The 19,914-nt window shown below is 53.7% G+C and carries 17 protein-coding genes and 1 tRNA gene; 6 read left to right on the top strand and 12 right to left on the bottom strand.

All coding sequences use genetic code 11. The annotated features are described in order from the left end of the window. Positions 1 to 23 precede the first annotated feature (23 nt). The 11 genes from bcsQ to ACRQ84_RS15850 form a co-directional block, all read right to left on the bottom strand. A complete protein-coding gene (gene bcsQ / locus ACRQ84_RS15900) occupies positions 24 to 824 on the bottom strand; it encodes a cellulose biosynthesis protein BcsQ (RefSeq protein ID WP_483816558.1) in 801 nt (266 codons plus the stop codon). Further along, complete coding sequence (gene bcsO / locus ACRQ84_RS15895) at positions 815 to 1,462, bottom strand: cellulose biosynthesis protein BcsO (RefSeq protein WP_483816557.1); 648 nt, start codon at positions 1,460 to 1,462, stop codon at positions 815 to 817. The genes bcsQ and bcsO overlap by 10 nt, the downstream gene beginning before the upstream one ends. A gap of 476 nt (positions 1,463 to 1,938) precedes the next feature. Further along, entirely contained in the window at positions 1,939 to 2,946 is a 1,008-nt protein-coding gene (dppF, locus tag ACRQ84_RS15890) for a dipeptide ABC transporter ATP-binding subunit DppF (RefSeq protein ID WP_064738205.1), read from the bottom strand. Next, on the bottom strand, positions 2,936 to 3,922 hold the full coding sequence (gene dppD, locus ACRQ84_RS15885; protein ID WP_064738206.1) for a dipeptide ABC transporter ATP-binding protein: 987 nt from the start codon (positions 3,920 to 3,922) through the stop codon (positions 2,936 to 2,938). The genes dppF and dppD overlap by 11 nt, the downstream gene beginning before the upstream one ends. Before the next feature lie 12 nt (positions 3,923 to 3,934). Then, positions 3,935 to 4,837 carry a dipeptide ABC transporter permease DppC gene (dppC, locus tag ACRQ84_RS15880; protein WP_061719333.1) on the bottom strand — a complete coding sequence of 301 codons (903 nt, stop codon included), beginning with the start codon at positions 4,835 to 4,837 and terminating at the stop codon, positions 3,935 to 3,937. Positions 4,838 to 4,846: 9 nt separating this feature from the next. After that, positions 4,847 to 5,866, bottom strand: coding sequence for a dipeptide ABC transporter permease DppB (gene dppB, locus ACRQ84_RS15875; protein WP_064738208.1), 1,020 nt, complete (start codon positions 5,864 to 5,866; stop codon positions 4,847 to 4,849). A gap of 198 nt (positions 5,867 to 6,064) precedes the next feature. Further along, positions 6,065 to 7,675: a dipeptide ABC transporter periplasmic-binding protein DppA gene (gene dppA, locus ACRQ84_RS15870; protein ID WP_483816556.1), complete on the bottom strand. Its 1,611-nt coding sequence runs from the start codon at positions 7,673 to 7,675 to the stop codon at positions 6,065 to 6,067. 839 nt (positions 7,676 to 8,514) lie between these two features. Then, positions 8,515 to 8,591: transfer RNA gene (locus ACRQ84_RS15865), tRNA-Pro, on the bottom strand. Positions 8,592 to 8,740: 149 nt separating this feature from the next. Next, positions 8,741 to 10,432 (bottom strand): kdo(2)-lipid A phosphoethanolamine 7''-transferase, encoded by a 1,692-nt coding sequence (eptB, locus tag ACRQ84_RS15860; protein ID WP_064738210.1) that lies wholly within the window; start codon positions 10,430 to 10,432, stop codon positions 8,741 to 8,743. A gap of 267 nt (positions 10,433 to 10,699) precedes the next feature. After that, complete coding sequence (locus ACRQ84_RS15855; protein ID WP_064738211.1) at positions 10,700 to 11,128, bottom strand: organic hydroperoxide resistance protein; 429 nt, start codon at positions 11,126 to 11,128, stop codon at positions 10,700 to 10,702. Between the two features lie 101 nt (positions 11,129 to 11,229). Further along, a complete protein-coding gene (locus ACRQ84_RS15850; protein ID WP_064738212.1) occupies positions 11,230 to 11,694 on the bottom strand; it encodes a MarR family winged helix-turn-helix transcriptional regulator in 465 nt (154 codons plus the stop codon). Between the two features lie 62 nt (positions 11,695 to 11,756). Here ACRQ84_RS15850 and ACRQ84_RS15845 point away from each other — a divergent pair, with 62 nt between their 5' ends. After that, positions 11,757 to 12,350, top strand: a complete 594-nt coding sequence (locus ACRQ84_RS15845; RefSeq protein ID WP_483816555.1) for an HD domain-containing protein — start codon at positions 11,757 to 11,759, stop codon at positions 12,348 to 12,350. Positions 12,351 to 12,392: 42 nt separating this feature from the next. Here the strand turns inward: ACRQ84_RS15845 and ACRQ84_RS15840 are convergent, their stop codons facing one another. After that, positions 12,393 to 12,689: an HTH-type transcriptional regulator gene (locus tag ACRQ84_RS15840; protein WP_007893362.1), complete on the bottom strand. Its 297-nt coding sequence runs from the start codon at positions 12,687 to 12,689 to the stop codon at positions 12,393 to 12,395. Positions 12,690 to 13,179: 490 nt separating this feature from the next. Between ACRQ84_RS15840 and ACRQ84_RS15835 the strand changes: the two genes are divergently transcribed. From ACRQ84_RS15835 to mtlR, 5 genes are all read left to right on the top strand, one after another. Beyond that, positions 13,180 to 14,778, top strand: a complete 1,599-nt coding sequence (locus ACRQ84_RS15835) for a gamma-glutamyltransferase family protein (protein ID WP_483816554.1) — start codon at positions 13,180 to 13,182, stop codon at positions 14,776 to 14,778. 139 nt (positions 14,779 to 14,917) lie between these two features. Next, positions 14,918 to 15,631, top strand: coding sequence for a DUF3053 domain-containing protein (locus ACRQ84_RS15830; RefSeq protein WP_064738215.1), 714 nt, complete (start codon positions 14,918 to 14,920; stop codon positions 15,629 to 15,631). Positions 15,632 to 16,114: 483 nt separating this feature from the next. Then, a complete protein-coding gene (locus ACRQ84_RS15825; RefSeq protein WP_483816553.1) occupies positions 16,115 to 18,049 on the top strand; it encodes a PTS mannitol transporter subunit IICBA in 1,935 nt (644 codons plus the stop codon). A gap of 94 nt (positions 18,050 to 18,143) precedes the next feature. Next, positions 18,144 to 19,292, top strand: coding sequence for a mannitol-1-phosphate 5-dehydrogenase (gene mtlD, locus ACRQ84_RS15820; RefSeq protein ID WP_483816552.1), 1,149 nt, complete (start codon positions 18,144 to 18,146; stop codon positions 19,290 to 19,292). A 60-nt stretch (positions 19,293 to 19,352) separates the two neighbouring features. Continuing rightward, positions 19,353 to 19,898, top strand: coding sequence for a mannitol operon repressor MtlR (gene mtlR / locus ACRQ84_RS15815; protein ID WP_196762310.1), 546 nt, complete (start codon positions 19,353 to 19,355; stop codon positions 19,896 to 19,898). The last annotated feature ends 16 nt before the right edge of the window (positions 19,899 to 19,914 follow it).

Raw genomic sequence — 19,914 nt, 5'->3', positions numbered from 1 at the left:
TGTGGCCGGTTACGGCCTCATTATTAATTATGGCTGCGAATCGGTGCCTGAACTTCACCGTTACCCACGGTTATATTCAGGATATTAGCTACGCGTTTCGCCACTAATTCGATATCAAACGCGGCGGCAGAAGCCGGGCTGAAATCATAAACAGATTGTTGCGAAGCATTGGCTTCCGCGACGCTTTCATCGCGATGTACCACGCCTAATAAATTTTCACCCAGACGCTGCTGCATAAATTCCGTGACTTCACGGCTAATATTGCGGCGATTATCGCTCTGATTAAGGACAAAATAATGACCATGTTTATTATTTAGTGGCTGACCTATCATGCGATCATTTTCTATTTGCGGCAGTAAAGAGACCGAGGCGGTATCGGCCAACATCACCACTAAATGCATATCGGCAAGTGCAGTCATGGCTTTAAGCGCAGGACCCGGACCTGGAGGAAAATCGGCAATAATCACTAGTCCAGGATAATTCAGCACTGTGTCCAATCCACGCTTCAGGAAATGCGGATCTTTTACCAGGTTCTCTTCGAATCGTTCACGCTGCGCTTCGGTGACATCGCCATAAGGCATGACAAAAATATTGCCGCCAGTGGTCAGAATGGATTGGCTCCAGTCGGCCTGATCTTCAGAGCGCGCCACAAAGCCGCGACCATCATTCAGCGGTACACCGAAATGCAGGCGCAGGGCGTTCTGAACATCAAAATCGATTGCCAATACCTTGCTGCCAGCGCGAGCCAGACTCCACGCAAGGTTGGCCGCCATGGTGGTTTTCCCTACTCCCCCTTTTGGCGAGCACACACAAACTAACGGCATAGCGCAATCTTCTCCAATAGCGGTTTTAACGGTGTTTCTTTGGCAAGGTTAGCCGGCTCCGCTGGACGCGAGCGGAACAGAGCACCAAAACGGGACGGTGCAGACGCTGCCGCATGTGCCGGTTCAACCGGTGCAGCAAAGGTGGGTATTGGTGCAGGTGCAGGCGCGATCGGCGCAGGCGTGGCAACAGTAGCAGGTTGCTCAATCGGCACAGCGGCAGGTTTCGCCGGCGGAAAGAGTGAAGTTGCGGCCTGGCGCTCCACCCGCGTCGCTTTCGGCGCTAACGGCATAGCCGATGAGGCAGATTTCGCGGGTGGAAACAGCGATGAACTGCTCGCCGGGGGTGCGGCTGCAGCTGTGCTTAAACTGTCGAGAATCGATCCGCGCGACGTGCTGGCTGGTGCCGCCTGAGCGGGCTCCGGCGGTGCGCTAAATTCATCACCGCTAATGGGATGCGGCTGGAGCATATCGATTCGCTGACCGCTGCCTAAGTCAGGCTCTTGATCGGTGGTCAATTGGCGCAGTAATGCCCACTGACTGTGATCGGCTTCCTGCGATTGACCGGACATATCCTTAAAAGCGATGTCAAGCGTCTGCGTTTTCTCTTTAAAACGCTGCAGATCGTCGTAATTCTTCATGATCAGAGCCTGTAAAAACGGGAGGGAATTTTCCGCGAATATATCACACACATTAAAAGACGGTGAGAAAATTCTGATTATTAAACCATCGCATTCTACAAAAGAATTCTATCTTTAAGATTGAAAAAGCGGAGATGCAAGAAGTGTGCAATTATTTATTGTCAGAAATTAATTAGTATCAATTAACTGAAATAATCACGCAGGTGGCTTTTGGCTAACCCACTGAAAAAACGCGATAGTAGCGCAAATTTTGGTTTTATTCCGGCGTGGCAAAGCTCACGCAATCCTTACAAAAATAAGAATTTGCCTTTACGCTTTATATCCTGATTAGGACCAATCGTTCACTGATGCAGGCGCGTAATGCTTTTATGCCAAGGAAGACATAACGGGTTTCGGCCGTTAATTTCCCTGAAGTATTAAAGAAGAGAAAATAAAGGCTCCCGCAGGAGCCTTTATCCATTAATGGCGTGCGTTAATTACACGCCTACTGGCTGGTTTTCATCCTGATCAACCGCGAAGCAGGCGATTTGCTGATCGCCATACTGCTTCAGTTTCGGCTGCAGCTGCACGCAGGTACCAAAACGGCGGCGGCAGCGCGCGTTAAACGCACAGCCCGGCGGCGGATTAAGCGGGCTCGGCAGTTCGCCCGTCAGCTTGATACGCTCGCGGCGATCGTCCGGGTTGAGGCGTGGCGTCGCCGACAGCAGCGCCTGCGTATAAGGGTGGCGAGGATTGCTGAAGATCGCCTCTTTACTGCCCTTCTCTACACAACGGCCGAGATACATCACCATCACCTCATCAGCGATGTGCTCCACCACGGACAAATCATGCGAGATAAAGACGTAGGACAACCCTAAATCCTGCTGCAAATCCATCATCAGATTTAGCACCTGCGCACGCACCGAGACGTCGAGCGCGGACACCGGTTCATCGGCAATCAGCACATCGGGATCGAGCATCAAGCCACGCGCGATAGCAATACGCTGACGCTGGCCGCCCGAAAACATGTGCGGATAGCGATCGTAATGCTCGGTTTTCAGGCCGACTTTCGCCATCATTTCCAGCGTTTTCTCTTTGCGTTCCGCCTTGGTCAACGAGGTGTTGATCACCAGCGGTTCTTCAAGAATCTGGCTGATTTTCTTACGCGGATTGAGCGAACCGTACGGATTCTGGAACACGATTTGAATTTTCTGACGACGCAGTTTCTGCGCCTGCGGATCGTGTTTTAACAGGTCCTGTCCGTGCCAGAACAGCTGGCCTTCGGTCGGCGTTTCAATCATCGTCAGCAAGCGGCCCAGCGTGGATTTACCACAACCGGACTCACCCACCACTGCCAGCGTTTTGCCACGTTCGAGGTTGAACGAGACGCCGTCCAGCGCTTTGACCAGGCGTTCCTGACCAAACAGACCTTTCTTCACCGGGTAATGTTTTTTCAGGTCAATCGCCTGTAGCAGGTAATCCTGCTTTTCGTTCTCAAGACTCATAAGTCGGTCTCCCGGCATCATCCAGTGGGAAGTGACATTTGGCCTGGCGGCCAGGAATGTCGCGCAGCTCCGGCTCTTCGCGGCGGCAGCGATCGGTCACATACGGACAGCGCGGATTCAACAAACAGCCCATTGGGCGATCGTATTTACCCGGCACCACGCCTGGCAGTGACGCCAGACGCGCTTTGTCTGCGGCAAATTCCGGCAGCGCGCGCAGCAGCGCTTGCGTGTAGGGATGACGCGGCGCTTTGAAGATATCCACCGCTTTACCGCTTTCCACCACTTGTCCGGCATACATCACGATGATGTGCTGTGCTGCTTCGGCCACCAGCGCCAGATCGTGCGTAATCAGGATCAGCGCCATGTTCTCCTGCTTTTGCAACTCCAGCAGCAGTTCAATGATTTGCGCCTGAATGGTCACGTCGAGCGCGGTGGTCGGCTCATCGGCAATCAGCAGTTTCGGCTTGCAGGCAATCGCCATGGCGATCATCACGCGCTGGCTCATGCCGCCTGAAAGCTGGTGCGGATAGACATCCAGACGCGATGCTGCATCGGGGATGCCGACCTGGTCCAGCAGATCAATCGCACGCTGACGACGCGTGCGTTTGCTGCCGCCCTGATGCACCTTCAACGCTTCCATAATCTGGAAACCAACGGTGTAGCACGGGTTGAGGCTGGTCATTGGGTCCTGGAAGATCATCGCCACTTCAGCGCCCACCAGTTGGCGGCGCTCTTTTTCGGAGATTTTCTGCAGGTCGCGCCCGTTGAATTCCAGCTTGTCCGCCATCACGCGGCCGGGATAATCAATCAGACCCATTATCGCCAGCGAGCTGACCGATTTACCGGAACCGGATTCACCCACAATACCCACCACCTGGCCTTGCTCGACCTGATAGCTGATGCGGTCAACTGCACGGAACGGTGTTTTTTCGTCGCCGAAATGCACCGATAACTTATCTACATTTAATAACGCCATCTCGGTGCCTCTTTACTGCTTGAGTTTCGGGTCGAGTGCATCACGCAAACCATCGCCCATGAGGTTGAATGCCAGAACCGTTAGCAGAATGGTCACTCCAGGGAATGTCACCACCCACCAGGCACTTTGCGCATACTGCAACACGTCGGAGAGCATGGTGCCCCACTCCGGCGTTGGCGGCTGCGCCCCCATACCGAGAAAGCCCAACGCCGCCATATCGAGGATGGCGTTGGAGAAACCTAATGATGCCTGCACGATCAGCGGTGCCAGGCAGTTAGGCAAAATATTGATGAACATCTGGCGCAGCGTACCAGCACCCGCCACGCTCGACGCGGTGACGTAGTCGCGGTTGACTTCCACCAGCACCGCAGCACGCGTCAGACGAATGTAGTGCGGCAAGGCGACGAAGGTGATGGCCAGCGAGGCATTGACGATCGACGGTCCGAAGATGGCGACCAGCACCAACGCCAGCAGCAGGCTTGGCAGCGCCAGCATAATATCGACCACGCGCATGATGATGGCGTCGACCACGCCGCCGAGGTAGCCGGCCATCAGGCCAAAGATCACGCCAAGAATCAGCGACAGCACGACGACCATGCAGCCGACCAGCAGCGACAGGCGCGCGCCGTACATCAAGCGCGACAGCACATCACGGCCAACGTCATCGGTACCGAGGATATAGCTCCAGCTGCCGCCTTCCTGCCAGACCGGTGGATGCAGCAAGGCATCGCGGAACTGTTCAGCCGGTGCGTGCGGAGCCAGTACATCGGCAAAGATGGCGATCAACAGCATCAGAACGATGTAAACCAGGCCAATCACCGCGCCTTTGTTACGTTTGAAGTAGTGCCAGAATTCCTGCAACGGGGTCATCGGCTTGGGTGCAGCAGTTACGCTTGCGGGATCAACAGCAGACATGATTCCCCCTTATTTTTTATGACGGATACGTGGATTGACCACGCCGTACAACAGATCAACCAGCAGGTTGACCACAATGATCAGAATCGCCACCAGCAGCACGCCGCCCTGCACCACCGGATAGTCACGGCGTTGCAGCGCTTCAATCAGCCAGCGGCCGAGTCCCGGCCACGAGAAGATGGTTTCGGTCAGAATCGCACCGGCCAGCAGCGTACCGACCTGCAAGCCAATCACGGTGACCACCGGCAGCATGGCATTGCGCAGCGCATGCACCACAATCACACGCATACGCGTCAGACCTTTGGCGCGGGCGGTGCGGATGTAATCCTCGCCCAGCACTTCCAGCATCGAGGAGCGCGTCATACGCACAATCACCGCCAGCGGAATGGTGCCGAGCACAATGGCAGGCAGAATCATGTGCATCACTGCATCTTTGAAATCACCCGGTTCACCCCACAGCAGCGTATCGATCAGCATGAAGCCGGTGAGTGGATGGCTATCATCAAGGAAGATGATGTCGCTGACGCGCCCGGAGACCGGCGTGAGGTTCCACTGCACCGAAACCAGCATGATCAGCATGATGCCCCACCAGAAAATCGGCATGGAGTAACCGGTCAGCGAGATGCCCACTGCGGTGTGATCGAAGATTGAGCCGCGTTTTACCGCCGCCAGCACGCCGACCGGAATGCCGACTGCCACTGCGAACAACATGGCGCAGATGCCCAGTTCCAGTGTGGCTTTAAAGCGTGGTACGAATTCGTCCCAGACCGGGATACGGCTTTTCAGCGAGATGCCAAGATCGCCGTGCAATACGCCATTGATATAAGTGATGTATTGCTTCCACATCGGCTGATCGAGGCCAAACTGCGCCATCAATTGCGCGTGACGTTCGGGGGAGATACCGCGTTCACCGGCCATGATCAGTACCGGATCGCCGGGGATCAGGTGGACAAACGCGAAGGTCAATAACGTGATACCGATAAACGTTGGGATGACAAGGCCCAAACGTCGGAGTATGAATTGCAGCATAAGCCTGGTTCTCTGACATTTCCCATAGCGTTACCGCCGGGGACAACATTGCTCAACACTCGCAGCCAGCCATGGGCGGACGCGACGCAAGAAGCGCTTCAATAGTAGAATTTACCGGAAAAAAAGTGCGGAGTGCGGGCGACGAAGAGGCCGCCCGAGGGCCAGCAACGCTGGCCCTAACCGCGATAATCCGAAAGGTTATTCCTGGATATCGACGTTTTCGAAGTGATGTTTACCTAATGGATCTACCACATAACCAGAGACTTTCTTGCTCACTGGCTCGTATACGGTTGAGTGAGCGATGATCAGCGCCGGAGCCTGGTCATGCATCACTACCTGAGCCTGTTTGTACAGTTCAATACGTTTGTTGTGATCGGCTTCAGCACGCGCAGGCTGAATCAGATCTTCAAACGGCTTGTAGCACCAACGTGAGTAGTTAGAACCGTCTTTCGCCGCTGCACAGCTGAACAGCGTGGCGAAGAAGTTATCCGGATCCCCATTATCACCGGTCCAGCCCATCATAACGGTCTGGTGTTCACCGGCTTTCGCACGTTTCAGGTACTCGCCCCATTCGAAGGTGACGATTTTGGCTTTCACGCCAATTTTCGCCCAGTCAGCCTGAACCATTTCCGCCATGCGACGTGCGTTCGGGTTGTATGGACGCTGAACCGGCATTGCCCACAAGTCGATTGAGAAACCATCCGGCATACCGGCTTCTTTCAGCAGCGCTTTCGCTTTCTCAGGATCGTAAGCGTAATCTTTGATGTCGTCGTTGTAGCTCCACATTGTTGGTGGGATCAGGTTTTTCGCGGCCTGGCCAGCACCCTGATAAACGGCATCGATAATGGCTTGTTTGTTTACCGCCATGGTCAGTGCCTGACGCACTTTCACATTATCCAGCGGTTTTTTCTCGGTGTTGAACGACAGGTAACCGACGTTCAGACCCGGCTGCTCCATCAGGTTAATTTTGTCGTCTTTCTTCATGCTGGCGATGTCGGCCGGGTTCGGATACGGCATCACCTGGCATTCGCCCTTCTGCAGTTTCGCATAACGCACAGAAGCATCTGGCGTGATGGAGAACACTAAGCGATCAATCTTCGCCTTGGTGCCCCAGAAGTCTGGGTTGGCTTTGTACAGAATGCGCGAATCTTTCTGATACTGCTGCAGTACGAATGGACCGGTGCCCACTGGATTGAGATCCAGCTTCTCAGGCGTGCCCGCTTTCAGCATGTTGTCCGCATATTCTTTAGACAGAATGGAGGCGAAGTCCATGCCGAGGTCAGCGATGAACGGCGCTTCGGGACGCGTTAAGGTGAAGCGTACGGTGTGATCGTCAACTTTCTCGATTTTGGCGATCAGCTTTGGCATGTCCATGCCTTCGAAGTATTCGTAGCTGCCGCCAGAAACACCGTGATATTTGTTGTTTTTGTCGAGCTGACGCTCGAAGGAGAACACGACGTCATCGGCATTAAAGGTACGGGTTGGCTTGAAATCTTTCGTGGTTTGCCACTTCACGCCCTGACGCAGGTGGAAGGTATAAGTTTTACCGTCCGCGCTGACATCCCATTTTTCTGCCAGGCCTGGCTGCAGCTCGGTAGTACCGGTTTTGAACTCAACCAGACGGTTGTAGATCGGCACGGAGCTTGCGTCGTAGGTGGTGCCCGAAGTGAAGAGCTGCGGGTTGAAGCCTTCCGGCGAACCTTCTGAACAATAAACGAGGGTTTTCGCCTGGACACCAGCGGCAACGGTCATAGCAATCAGGCTGAGACCGACCTTCAGCATCCTGGATTTAGCCAGGGAGTTGATCATGTTTTGCTCCATTGTGATGTGATGTTGTGTGCGTCGCCCGACCTCTGATTTTTTTATGCGGTTCGGGCAGGTCAATTAAGCGTAAGCAAAATGTGAGCGGTTATAGTTGTTGCACTGGCACCGTGGAATCTACCAGACACGTCCGTCTCTACATTTTATTGACGCATCAATTTGTCAACAGTTGCAATGAACGTCAATACAGTGTGGGGTTATTTACACAGAGTGTGAGTAAGTGCAAGCAACGATAAAAAACACCCTTCCAGGCGTAAGCCAAAATTAAAAAAGGTGATAAAGCACTCAATGCCGCGTGATTATCTGGCTATCTAGCCAAATGACAGTGATTATCACCGCTAAAAAACACACAAAACTTATTGGTAAATGTTGAATATCTGAACGATTATGCGTGCGTTATGACGTTCAGGCAGCGGAATGTGCTAGTGAAATGGCATAAGAAATCAGCATGATGCATAAACCGGTCATAAGAAGAATGTGTCACGAAATAAGCGTGCGGCTTCGATTTGGCGTGGGATGCAGAGGATTGAGTTGGGATAATGGTAGGGATTCAGGTTTTAAGGGATAGAATGGGCGAATTGATGAGTTTTGCGTTTTGCGTTTTGGATTTTGCGTTTTGCTCGGTGCGTTGCTCAGGAAAGGCGGCTCGAACGCAAAGACGGCGTGAATACGTCCCTGTAGCCTCGGCCGCCCCATCCCTGCGGCGGACGCTTTGCTAACCAAGCCGCCTTCCCATCGCCTGAACGTTTGGCTTCGCTTTATCGGCGCAGATCCCTCAAATTACAGACGAAAAAAAACCTGCTTATAAAAGCAGGTTTCTTCAAATATGGTCGGCGAGAGAGGATTCGAACCTCCGACCCACTGGTCCCAAACCAGTTGCGCTACCAAGCTGCGCTACTCGCCGATGGGGGCGCATATTACTGCGCTGCTAAAAAAGCGTCAATGCCTTTTACTGAAAACCCAACTGATCGCCTGGAAAGCAAACAGTGCCTTAAACTTCTGCGGCTTAATGGGTTCAGAGCAACAGTCGCCGTAAATGGCGACTCTACGAAATCAAAGCGTTTTGGCCGGCGTGGCCGCAGGTGCCGAACACCAGTTATTGGCAGCTTTAATCCCACCGTCCGGCGAGGTATAACCGAGGCAACCCATGATGGTGTCGAACAGCTCAACATGACGATGGGTTTTACCCACGCGCTGTTGTGCCTGTAAACGTTCGAAATTGCTGCGGTTGGTGGGGTCCTCAAGATACTTATCAGACGCCCACACCATCATCGGCACACGGAACTGTTCCGGCGGTGCCATCTCGCGCGGCGTACCGTGTAAGTGCATATTCTCACTGATCGATTCACCATGATCGGCGGCATAGAACACAATCGCTTTCTTATCACGTAGCTGATCCAGCACGCTGTCCAGCATGGTATCAACGTACAAAATCGAGTTGTCATACGCATTAATCAACTGCGCTTTACTGCACTTTTCATCAACGCCCATGCATTCCGGCTTATAGCGTGCGAAATCACGCGGGTAACGTTGCGAGTAAAGGTAGTGCGAGCCTTTGGTATGCAGAATCACCATATGCTTGCCTTTCGGGAAGCGCTGCAACGATGCCTGTAACTCCGGCACTAACAGCATGTCATCGACCGCTTTACCCTGATTACGCTTCTCAGAACCAATCTGCTCACGGAACGAGAAGTTGTTGGTGTCAGCGTTATCGTAGAACCACACTTCGCTCTGCATCGCGAACAATTCTGAGGTGAATCCCAGTTCCTTCAGTACCGCGAAAACGTTTTGTTCTTTCAGGGTGCGGCCCGGATTATCCATGGTGCCGCCTTCGCGCACGAACATGCAGCGCAGCGACAGCTTGGTGGCGGTATCACAAGATTCGCCGCGGAACGCGACCAGGTTCTTCTCTTTCGACAGCTTCGGCGTGGTATCACGGTCGTAGCCGAGCATGCCCATATGATCCCAGCGCGTGGTTTCGCCAATCACAAACACCATATAGGTATCGTCGATGCCTGGCGGCGCGACGTAAGTAAACTCTTTTGCCGGATCGAGCAGCGCTTTGCCATCCCACTCTTCATCCACTTTGGTCCAGGCAAACAGGCCGAGTGCGGCGATCCAGTTTGAAGGCAGATAGGAGTGCGCCACCACGCCGCCATAACTTGGCAAGTCTATGTTGGTGATCTCTTCATTTACTTTCTGCAACTTGTCAAAGTAGCGAATCGGCAGCCACACCAACGCAACGCTCAGCAGCATGATGGCTACTGGCTTCAGACGCTGCCCAGGTGTTTTAAGTTGTTCAATGAGCGTATGGCTCAGATTATTGCGCCAGATCAGCAGCAGCGGTAGCGCACTAACCAGCACCATCCACACCACGAAATGCAGGCCAATCACTTCTTTGGAAAGATCGATATCGGTAGTCATCACCGAGGCGATAATGCCGTAACCAATCACCACGTTGAAAAACGCCATGTAATAGGCGGCGGCAACAGAAATAATCACGGTAAGCGTGGCGAGAATGCGATAAGCCCATTTCCCACCTAGCGACAGCAGACGCATCAGGAAGAAGGTCAGCAGCACAGCCGCCATCACTTCCGCTGCTGCAGAGAGCCAATTAGAGATATTTGATTTCGTTAAAAAGCCGTCAAAGCGGCGATAAAATATCGGTAAATTCAGTAAGATACCGAGATATAACGCAAGCAGCAGAGAAAGCTTTTGCTGCGTTAAACTTTTAATATAATTCATGAAAATATGTATTCCCGACCTGGTGTCGTTGTATCAACCGTAATGTGACTGTTTAAAGACAGCAGAGTTCGCTAAACCGCGGAAAAAGCGTGACGCAACGTGCAGGATCGGGACGATTCCGACTGGCGAAAGGGCGATGGCGCGAAGCCGAGCAGTAGAACATTTAACCAATGGTAAGACCAGATAAATTTTCTAATCGAAGTGGAAAGCGTTTTTTTTGATGTAAAAAAGGCTCCCGCAGGAGCCTTAAATTGCCATCAATAACGATTAGTTAATGATGTTCAGCGTGACGTCAATGTTGCCACGCGTCGCGTTTGAGTATGGGCAGACGATGTGGGCGGCATCAACCAGCTTCTGCGCTTCAGCTGCGTCCATCTCTGGCAGATGGATATTCAACCTGGCTTCAATGCCAAAACCGTTCGGAATTGGACCGATGCCGACTTCGCCTTCAATCCATGCATCTTTTGGCATCGCAATCTTGTCGCGGCCAGCCACAAACTTCATTGCGCCGAGGAAACAGGCTGAATAACCCGCAGCAAACAGCTGCTCTGGGTTGGTTACTTCGCCACCTGCGCCACCCATCTCTTTTGGCACGCCCAGTTTCACATCCAGCACGTTGTCAGAGGAAGTAGCACGACCATCACGACCGCCGGTAGCTTTAGCTTTTGCAGTATAAACAACTTTTTCTAAAGACATCATTACCTCATTAATTCGCTATATAATCGCGCACTACTTATTATGCGCTAACCTGAACTTCTTATTATGGGATGTCGAGACAGCGACTTCCCGAATGCGTATTAGTTGGCGCTATTCAGACTTGCGCGCAACTCGTCTAACTGACCTTTTAGTAACGCTAGCGCCTCATCATTGCAGGCGGTTGCACACTGAATGGCTTCTGGAATCGTTTCGGCCTTATCGCGCAACGCACGGCCTTCATCGGTCAGCGTTACCACCACCTGACGCTCATCCTGACGTGAACGCTGGCGACGCAATAATCCCGCGATCTCCAGACGTTTCAGCAGCGGCGTTAGCGTCGCTGAATCAAGGAACAACTGCTCGCCAATTTCAGAAACCGTCACATCGTCTTGATTCCACAGCACCAGCATCACCAGATATTGCGGATAAGTAATCTCCAGCTTTGATAGCAGCTGGCGGTAGACTTTGTGCATCGCGAGATTCGCCGAATACAGCGCGAAGCAGAGCTGCTGATCTAACTGAAGTGGCGCCTGCTTCACTTTTTTGTCATCTTGATTACTGTTCATGGTTTTCAATATAAATAGCGCGCTAGATAATTGCAAGCTACTTTTCTCTGGGAGAGTGAAATATGCGGGATTCACTGGAAGAGCAAGCGCGCCGTTATGCCACTGAGGCGCATGCTGCTGCGGGTCAGCGCCGCAAATACACTGACGAGCCTTACATTGTGCATCCGGCAGCCGTCGCCGAGATAGTGCGTAGCGTCACCGATGATGAACAGATGATTGCCGCCGCCTGGCTGCATGACACGGTTGAAGACACCCCCAGCACTCTTGACGATATCGAACGCCATTTTGGCCCACGCGTGGCGGAGTTGGTCGATATGCTTACCGACAGCGCACAGCCCACGGCGAAAAATCGTGCTGCGCGCAAGCTGGCGCATTTCCGTCATACCGCCGATGCCTCGCCCGAGGCGCAAACCATCAAACTGGCCGACATCATTGATAACACCCGCGCCATCGTGCAGTACGATGCCGACTTTGCACGCGTGTATTTGGTAGAAAAACAGATTCAAATTCAGCTATTGCGTGAGGGCGATGGACATTTGTGGCAGCAAGCAGATCAGACCATCAAACAAGGGCTGGCGCAGTTAGCACAGCCGCCGCACAGCGTACCGGAAAGCTGGTTCGTGAAACAGGCGGCAAAATATGGTGCCATAAATTAAAAAACCCGCCGTATAGGCGGGTTGGAGCATCCAAAATAGCGATTACTCCAGCAGTTGACGCCCTAAATAAGGGTTGGCCTGCAACAGCTTCATCAGTTTGCGTGCCGTAGCGGAAGGACGTGTACGTTGCGCCTCCCAGCTTTTAACTGACGAGACGCTCACCCCCATCACGCGGGCGAATTCATCCACCTGCATGCCAGTCATCTCGCGTAAACGCTGCGGCTCGGGAACTGAAGCCTGATTGAGTGTAATTTCTGATACGGAAGGCTGAGCATCACGTGTCAAAACAATCTGCTCAAGGCTGCTGAGCAACTCGACCATTGGATCTTTAAATTCCATAGAGAACTCCTTAAAAACTCACTATGAAGCACGTGAAAGTAGAGAGGTAAGCGCCACCAGGCGCTGAAACCGGACGAGCAGGCTGTATCCCGAAGCGGTTTCGCATAGTTATTATCAAACCGATGCGGGACACAGCCTGTTGAGCACTGCAAAAGATGTCCGAGCAATGCAACAATAGTTCGGGTTTCTAAGTATGGGTCAGATTTCCGACTTTGCTGCCTGATTCCTGATTATTTTTTATTCTTACTTATGCTAAAAAAATTCGATCACTTTAAGCGATTGACCTGCCTGCACTTGCTACTCTGCCAACGATAACAATCAATGAAAAACCGGACATTGCCTCTGCATTGTGTAAATACTATTCAAAAAAAGTGCCAACTCGATATGCACATGAAATATCTGACTTAATATTAAACTCTTCTCCAACATCACCGCGCATGCTGCACGGTGCTGCAGCACACACGCACCAGCACGACGCAAAGAGAAATTTATGAGCGATCTAGATTTGACGGTCAGTTATGCCTCACATCGCGTGCCCATGATGGGGCGCAATGCCGTAGCCACTTCACAGCCGCTGGCGGCACAAGCCGGCATGCGCATGCTGCAACAGGGCGGCAATGCGGTGGATGCCGCCATTGCCAGCGCCATGGCGCTCACGGTGCTGGAGCCGACCGGCAACGGTTTAGGCAGCGATGCCTTCGCTATTATCTGGGATGGAAAACAGCTGCACGGCCTGAATGCCTCCGGTCGCTCCCCTGCTTTATGGAGCCCTGAACGCTTTGCCGGCCGTGATGCCATGCCGGAAATTGGCTGGGAAGCGGTCACCGTGCCGGGCGCGGTGTCGGCGTGGGTCACGTTGGCCGAACGTTTTGCCACGCTTCCGCTCACCACGCTGGCGCAACCGGCGATTGACTTTGCGCGTGAGGGTTTCCCGGTTTCACCGCTAATTGGTCACCTGTGGCAGCGCGGCTACAACAAGCTGAAAGATCAACCCGGCTTCGCCGAGTGCTTCGCGCCCAATGGCCGACCGCCGCGTGCCGGCGAACTATTCTGCAATCCGGCGCAAGCCGAAACGCTGCAAAAAATCGCCGAGACGCGCGGAGAAGCCTTCTATCGTGGCGATCTTGCTGAAAAGATGGTGGCGTTTGCTGCGCAGCATGGCGCAGCGCTGAGCATGGCGGACCTCAACAACCATCGCGCTGACTGGGTTGATTTGCTGTCGCGACCGTTTGCGGGTGGATCGGTGCAGGAACTGCCGCCTAACGGTCAGGGTATCGCCACCTTGATTGCGCTGGGCATTCTCGAACAGTGGGAAATTGGCCGCTATACGCCGGATTCAGTGCCGTGGCTGCATTTGTCGATTGAAGCGATGAAGCTGGCGCTGGCCGATCTGGATCGCTACGTCAGCGATTACGATCACCTTGAGTTCCCAGCCGAATTGCTGCTGAGCGATGGCTATCTTAAACAGCGTGCGCAGCTGATCGATCCTGATAAAGCCGGTGATTTTACCTATGGTGCACCGCAGCAGAGCGGCACGGTTTATGTCTCCACCGCTGATGCCAGCGGCATGATGGTGTCCTTTATACAGTCCAACTTTATGGGCTTCGGGTCTGGCGTGGTGGTGCCGGGCACCGGCATCAGCCTGCAAAATCGTGGCTGCGGTTTTTCACTCGATCCGCAACATCCCAATGTGGTGGCGGGCAGTAAGCGTCCGTTCCATACCATCATCCCAGCATTTTCCCTTGATGGTGCCGGCCAGCCGCTGATGTCATTTGGCGTGATGGGCGGCACGATGCAGGCGCAAGGTCATTTGCAGATGGCGCTGCGCATCATGCAGCATAAGCAAAACCCGCAGGCGGCCATTGATGCACCGCGTTGGCGCGTTGAGCAGGGACGTTCAGTGGTGGTTGAGCCGGGCATCGACCGCAACGTGTTGGCGAAGCTGCGTGAAATGGGGCATCAGATAGCACTCGAAGATCCGCTGCTGGGCTATAACTTCGGGGGTGCGCAGGCGATAGTCCGCGATCCGCAAGGCTTCTATATTGCCGCCACCGAAAGCCGCAAAGATGGCCAGGCGCTGGTGTTTTAATTTGCCCGGTGCGCCCGTTGTACACACCAGACCATTGCACTATTCTTTAGGACCATTTTCGCAAAAATTTTTATCCCGAATAATTTAAGCAGTAGCCTGGATTATGAAGGGAGAGAGCCATTATCACAGGAGTTGAATTATGGCGTCAGGATTATCCCGCATCTGGATGCGTACCGGCATGCTGATGGTCAGTGCATTGGTCGTGCTGCAACTTACGGCCTGTGGCGACAAAGAAGGCGATCAGCGTAAAGCTTTCACTGATTTCCTTCAGAACACCGTGATGCGCAGCGGCGAACATCTGCCAAGCCTCAGTGAAAACCAAAAACAGACCTTCGGTAATTACGCCAGCGATTACGCCATCCTTTATGGTTTCTCGCAGCAGACCAATCAGGCAATCGATCAAGGCATGCGTCCGGTAGTCGATGAGTTGGCGGCGATTCGCGTTCCACAAGACTACCTGACGCGTCGCGATAGCCTGCGCCAGGCCAGCGGCAATCTGAGTGTGCTGACGCAGCAGATCCAGAGCGCCAAAATGCAGGCGGATAGCAGCAAAGCCACGCTGAAGCAGCCGGATGATTTGAAGAAAGTCTACGATGCCGCGTTTACCAAAGTGGTAACACAGCCCGCCAGCACGCTGATTCCGCTGTTGCCACAGCTGCAAGCGCTGAGCCAGGCCGCAGTGCAAACCGGCGACTATCTGCAATCGCAAGGCACTCGCGTCACCTTCAATGACGGCGGCGTGCAGTTCCCCACTCAGGATCAGGCAACGCAGTACAACACGTTGATGAGCAATCTCTCCAGTAACGCGCAGGCGCTGACGCAGGCGCAAAACGCGGTGCAAGGCGGTTTGTAATACAGTTAAGCCAATTGCTAGTGGTCGCCATGAAGGGCGACCCTACATAAGCGCCCTTTTAGCTTCCTCTTCTGTTCGTCTCTTTTCGGAATTACGTCACTTCCTTACAGCTCATTTTCCTGATGCGGCATATTGTGATCTGGCGCATTTTCGACCAAAAATAGTTTGTGACATTGATCACACTTACACAACAAAGCACCCGATTAAAAAGGTGACTTAAGTCACATTCATCACCCTGTTTTGCATGATTTTTCGTCACCGTTGCTTTCTTACAGCCACTTTTTGTGATCAAAGTCACCTTATTGCACCCCAAACACCCCACCTTGGCGTGATCTACATCACACTTAGTCGCTGCTCTACGCAGCGTAATAAACTAGTGCTAGAGTCCGCGTGCATACAGTAATGCCACGGCCCGCGCCGTAACGTTCAAACAAAAACAAACGCGCTCTCTTATTGCAGCGCGTCTCAATAAGGGGTGGGTTTATGTCCTCATCAGTAAAGGTCAAGGTTCAGAGCTTTGGTCGCTTTCTGAGTAATATGGTGATGCCTAACATCGGTGCGTTTATCGCATGGGGTATCATCACTGCGCTGTTCATCCCAACCGGATGGATTCCAAACGAAACGCTGGCGAAGCTCGTCGGCCCAATGATCACTTACCTGCTGCCGCTGCTGATTGGTTTCACCGGTGGACGTCTGGTCGGCGGCGATCGTGGTGGCGTGGTCGGTGCGATCACTACCATGGGCGTGATCGTCGGCGCCGATATGCCGATGTTCCTCGGTTCGATGATTGCTGGTCCGCTGGGCGGCTGGGCGATTAAATCCTTCGACCGCGTGGTTGATGGCAAGATCAAAAGCGGCTTCGAGATGCTGGTTAACAACTTCTCGGCCGGTATCATCGGTATGCTGTTGGCGCTGCTGGCGTTCGTAGCCATCGGTCCACTGGTTGAAGGTCTGTCGCACATTCTCGCTGCGGGCGTGAATCTGATGGTGCAGAACAACCTGCTCCCTCTGACCTCAATCTTTGTTGAACCGGCGAAAATCCTGTTCCTCAATAACGCTATCAACCACGGTATCTTCTCTCCGCTGGGTATCCAGCAGGCGAGCGAGGCGGGCAAATCAATCTTCTTCCTGATTGAAGCCAACCCAGGTCCGGGCATGGGCGTGCTGGTTGCCTACATGGTATTTGGTCGCGGTAGCGCCAAACAGTCCGCAGGCGGTGCAGCGATCATCCACTTCCTCGGTGGTATCCACGAAATTTACTTCCCATACGTGCTAATGGCGCCGCGTCTGTTGCTGGCGGTTATCCTCGGCGGTATGACGGGCGTGTTCACCCTGACGCTGCTGAACGGCGGCCTGGTTTCTCCGGCTTCTCCAGGTTCGATCCTGGCGGTGTTGGCGATGACGCCAAAAGGGGCTTACTTCGCGAACATCGCGGCCATCATTGCTGCGTTTGCGGTCTCCTTCGTCGTCTCAGCGGTGCTGTTGAAAACCAGCAAAGTGAAAGAAGATGACGATATCGAAGCCGCGACTCAGCGCATGCAAGATATGAAAGCGCAGTCAAAAGGTCAGGCAGTTGCCGGTTCCCCGGTGGCTGGCGATGCGATGAGCGTTGACCTGAACCACGTACGCAAAATCATCGTAGCCTGTGATGCCGGTATGGGGTCAAGTGCGATGGGTGCAGGCGTACTGCGCAAGAAAGTGCAGGACGCAGGTCTGAGCAATATCTCTGTCACTAACACGGCGATCAACTCGCTGCCGGGCGACGTAGACCTGGTGATTACGCACCGCGATCTGACTGAACGTGCGATGCGCCAGGCACCGCATGCGCAGCACATTTCTCTGAATAACTTCCTTGATAGCGCGCTGTACAGCAACCTGACTGAACGTCTGGTTACCGCCAATCGCAGCGAAGCGCATCGTGAAACGGTAAAGACTACGCTGGCGGACAGCTATGACGAAGGCAACGCGCACCTGTTCAAACTGGGCGCAGACAACGTGTTCCTTGGCCTGAGCGCGACGCATAAAGAGCAAGCGATTCGCTTTGCCGGTGAGCAGTTGGTGAAAGGCGGCTATGTTCAGCCGGAATATGTGGAAGCGATGCTGGAACGCGAGAAGCTGACGCCAACTTACCTCGGCGAATCAATCGCTGTTCCGCACGGCACCGTGGAAGCAAAAGATCGCGTGCTGAAAACTGGCGTGGTGTTCTGCCAGTATCCAGCCGGTGTGCAGTTTGGTGAAGAAGCTGAAGACGTAGCGCGTCTGGTCATCGGTATCGCCGCTCGCAACAACGAGCACATTCAGGTGATTACCAGCCTGACCAACGCACTGGACGACGATAGCGTGATTGAGAAGCTGGCAAACACCACCAGCGTGCAGGACGTGTTGGACCTGCTTTCGGGCAACACCGTCAAAGCGTAACACCACGTTTTACCTTCCCTGGGGCGGGTAAGCCCGTCCCACATTTCCGGGGCGGACTTGCCCGCCCTTTCGTCATTTGATATGGGTCAAATTTATGAAAGCGTTACATTTTGGAGCAGGTAACATCGGTCGCGGTTTTATCGGTAAGTTACTGGCAGATGCCGGCATCGAGCTGGTGTTTGCTGACGTCAATCAGGTGGTACTTGATGCCCTTAACGCCCGTCATGAGTATCCGGTTCATGTGGTTGGCGAGCAGGCGAAAGTCGAAATCGTAAAAGGCGTGAGCGCCGTGAACAGCACCAGCGATGACATCGTTACGTTGATTGCTGAGGTTGATATCGTTACTACGGCGGTGGGCCCGCAGATTTTGGAGCGCATCGCCGGCGGCGTCGCCAAAGGTCTGGCCAAGCGCAGCGACAGCGGTAATGTCCGTCCTTTGAACATCATCGCCTGTGAAAATATGGTGCGCGGCACCAGCCAATTGAAACAGCACGTGCTGAAAGCGCTGCCAGCGCAATATCACGCATGGGTTGAAGAGCATGTTGGTTTCGTTGATTCGGCGGTTGACCGCATCGTGCCACCGTCTGAAGCCGGCACCACCGATCCGCTGGAAGTCACGGTTGAAACCTTTAGCGAGTGGATTGTTGATAAAACTCAATTCAAAGGTGAGTTGCCGAACATTCCCGGCATGGAATTGACCGACAACCTGATGGCCTTTGTGGAACGCAAACTCTTCACCCTCAATACCGGTCACGCGATCACGGCTTATCTCGGCCAGCTTGCCGGCCACGCGACCATCCGCGACGCGATTCTTGATGAAAAAGTGCGTGCAGTGGTGCAAGGCGCGATGCAGGAGAGTGGCGCGGTGCTGATCAAGCGTTATGGTTTTGAAGCTGATAAACATGCTGCTTACATCCAGAAAATCCTCACCCGTTTTGAAAACCCGTACCTGAAAGATGACGTTGAGCGCGTAGGCCGTCAGCCGCTGCGTAAACTGAGCGCGGGCGATCGCCTGATCAAACCCACGCTAGGTACGCTGGAGTATCAGCTGCCGCACGCCAATCTGGTTCAGGGCATTGCCGCCGCGATGCACTATCGCAGCGAAGCCGATCCGCAGGCGCAGGAGCTGGTCGCGCTGCTAGCAGAAAAAGGTCCGCAGGCCACGCTGGCAGAAATTTCTGGCCTGGATGCCAATAGCGAAGTGGTCACCTCAGTGGTGAGCGCTTACAACGCTATGGCATAATGCGCGCCCTTTAGTGGTTAACTCGGGCACGTTTACGTGCCCGCTGGCGGTAGCTGAACGATGCAGGCAATGATGGAAGAGAAGCAGGCTTTTGAAAACCGGGTGCTTGAGCGCCTGAACGCCGGTCGTTCGGTGAGAAGCTTCCTGATCGCCGCCGTTGAGCTGCTGACCGAAGCGGTTAACCTGCTGGTGCTGCAAGTGTTTCGTAAGGACGATTACGCGGTTAAATACGCCGTCGAACCTCTGCTGCTCGGTAATGGCCCGCTGGGCGAACTCTCCGTTCGTCTCAAGTTAATTTACGGCCTTGGCGTAATAAACCGGCATGAGTACGAAGACTGTGAACTGCTGCTGGCGCTACGTGAGGAGCTGAATCACGACATCAGCGACTATCGTTTTACCGACGATGAGATCCTCGGCCCGTTTGGTGAGCTGCACTGCGTCGTTGCCTGGCCGCCGCAGCCGGATTTCAACCGCGACGACGATCAACTGCGGTCAATGCAGCAGCAGCGTTATCTGCAGATGGTACGTTCCACCATGGTGCTGTCGCTCACCGAGCTCATTTCGCGGATTTCACACAAGCAGGTGTTTAAAAAGCCCGCTGTGTAGGGTCGCCAATCATGGT

Origin of the sequence: Pantoea sp. E2023-21, from assembly GCF_051302795.1 — a bacterium.
In the GTDB taxonomy this organism is placed as follows: Bacteria; Pseudomonadota; Gammaproteobacteria; order Enterobacterales; family Enterobacteriaceae; genus Pantoea; species Pantoea ludwigii_A.
This window is presented reverse-complemented; position numbering and strand designations above follow the sequence as displayed.

What these genes read in the sequence shown, in the direction of transcription:
- ACRQ84_RS15825 (WP_483816553.1), top strand. Translation starts at nt 16,115, where the DNA reads ATGTCCTCATCAGTAAAGGTCAAGGTTCAGAGCTTTGGTCGCTTTCTG.
- mtlR (WP_196762310.1), top strand. Translation starts at nt 19,353, where the DNA reads ATGCAGGCAATGATGGAAGAGAAGCAGGCTTTTGAAAACCGGGTGCTT.
- dppF (WP_064738205.1), bottom strand. Translation starts at nt 2,946, where the DNA reads ATGAGTCTTGAGAACGAAAAGCAGGATTACCTGCTACAGGCGATTGAC.
- ACRQ84_RS15840 (WP_007893362.1), bottom strand. Translation starts at nt 12,689, where the DNA reads ATGGAATTTAAAGATCCAATGGTCGAGTTGCTCAGCAGCCTTGAGCAG.
- ACRQ84_RS15830 (WP_064738215.1), top strand. Translation starts at nt 14,918, where the DNA reads ATGGCGTCAGGATTATCCCGCATCTGGATGCGTACCGGCATGCTGATG.
- ACRQ84_RS15855 (WP_064738211.1), bottom strand. Translation starts at nt 11,128, where the DNA reads ATGTCTTTAGAAAAAGTTGTTTATACTGCAAAAGCTAAAGCTACCGGC.
- ACRQ84_RS15835 (WP_483816554.1), top strand. Translation starts at nt 13,180, where the DNA reads ATGAGCGATCTAGATTTGACGGTCAGTTATGCCTCACATCGCGTGCCC.
- dppD (WP_064738206.1), bottom strand. Translation starts at nt 3,922, where the DNA reads ATGGCGTTATTAAATGTAGATAAGTTATCGGTGCATTTCGGCGACGAA.
- bcsQ (WP_483816558.1), bottom strand. Translation starts at nt 824, where the DNA reads ATGCCGTTAGTTTGTGTGTGCTCGCCAAAAGGGGGAGTAGGGAAAACC.
- dppC (WP_061719333.1), bottom strand. Translation starts at nt 4,837, where the DNA reads ATGTCTGCTGTTGATCCCGCAAGCGTAACTGCTGCACCCAAGCCGATG.
- mtlD (WP_483816552.1), top strand. Translation starts at nt 18,144, where the DNA reads ATGAAAGCGTTACATTTTGGAGCAGGTAACATCGGTCGCGGTTTTATC.
- ACRQ84_RS15850 (WP_064738212.1), bottom strand. Translation starts at nt 11,694, where the DNA reads ATGAACAGTAATCAAGATGACAAAAAAGTGAAGCAGGCGCCACTTCAG.
- bcsO (WP_483816557.1), bottom strand. Translation starts at nt 1,462, where the DNA reads ATGAAGAATTACGACGATCTGCAGCGTTTTAAAGAGAAAACGCAGACG.
- dppB (WP_064738208.1), bottom strand. Translation starts at nt 5,866, where the DNA reads ATGCTGCAATTCATACTCCGACGTTTGGGCCTTGTCATCCCAACGTTT.
- ACRQ84_RS15845 (WP_483816555.1), top strand. Translation starts at nt 11,757, where the DNA reads ATGCGGGATTCACTGGAAGAGCAAGCGCGCCGTTATGCCACTGAGGCG.
- dppA (WP_483816556.1), bottom strand. Translation starts at nt 7,675, where the DNA reads ATGATCAACTCCCTGGCTAAATCCAGGATGCTGAAGGTCGGTCTCAGC.
- eptB (WP_064738210.1), bottom strand. Translation starts at nt 10,432, where the DNA reads ATGAATTATATTAAAAGTTTAACGCAGCAAAAGCTTTCTCTGCTGCTT.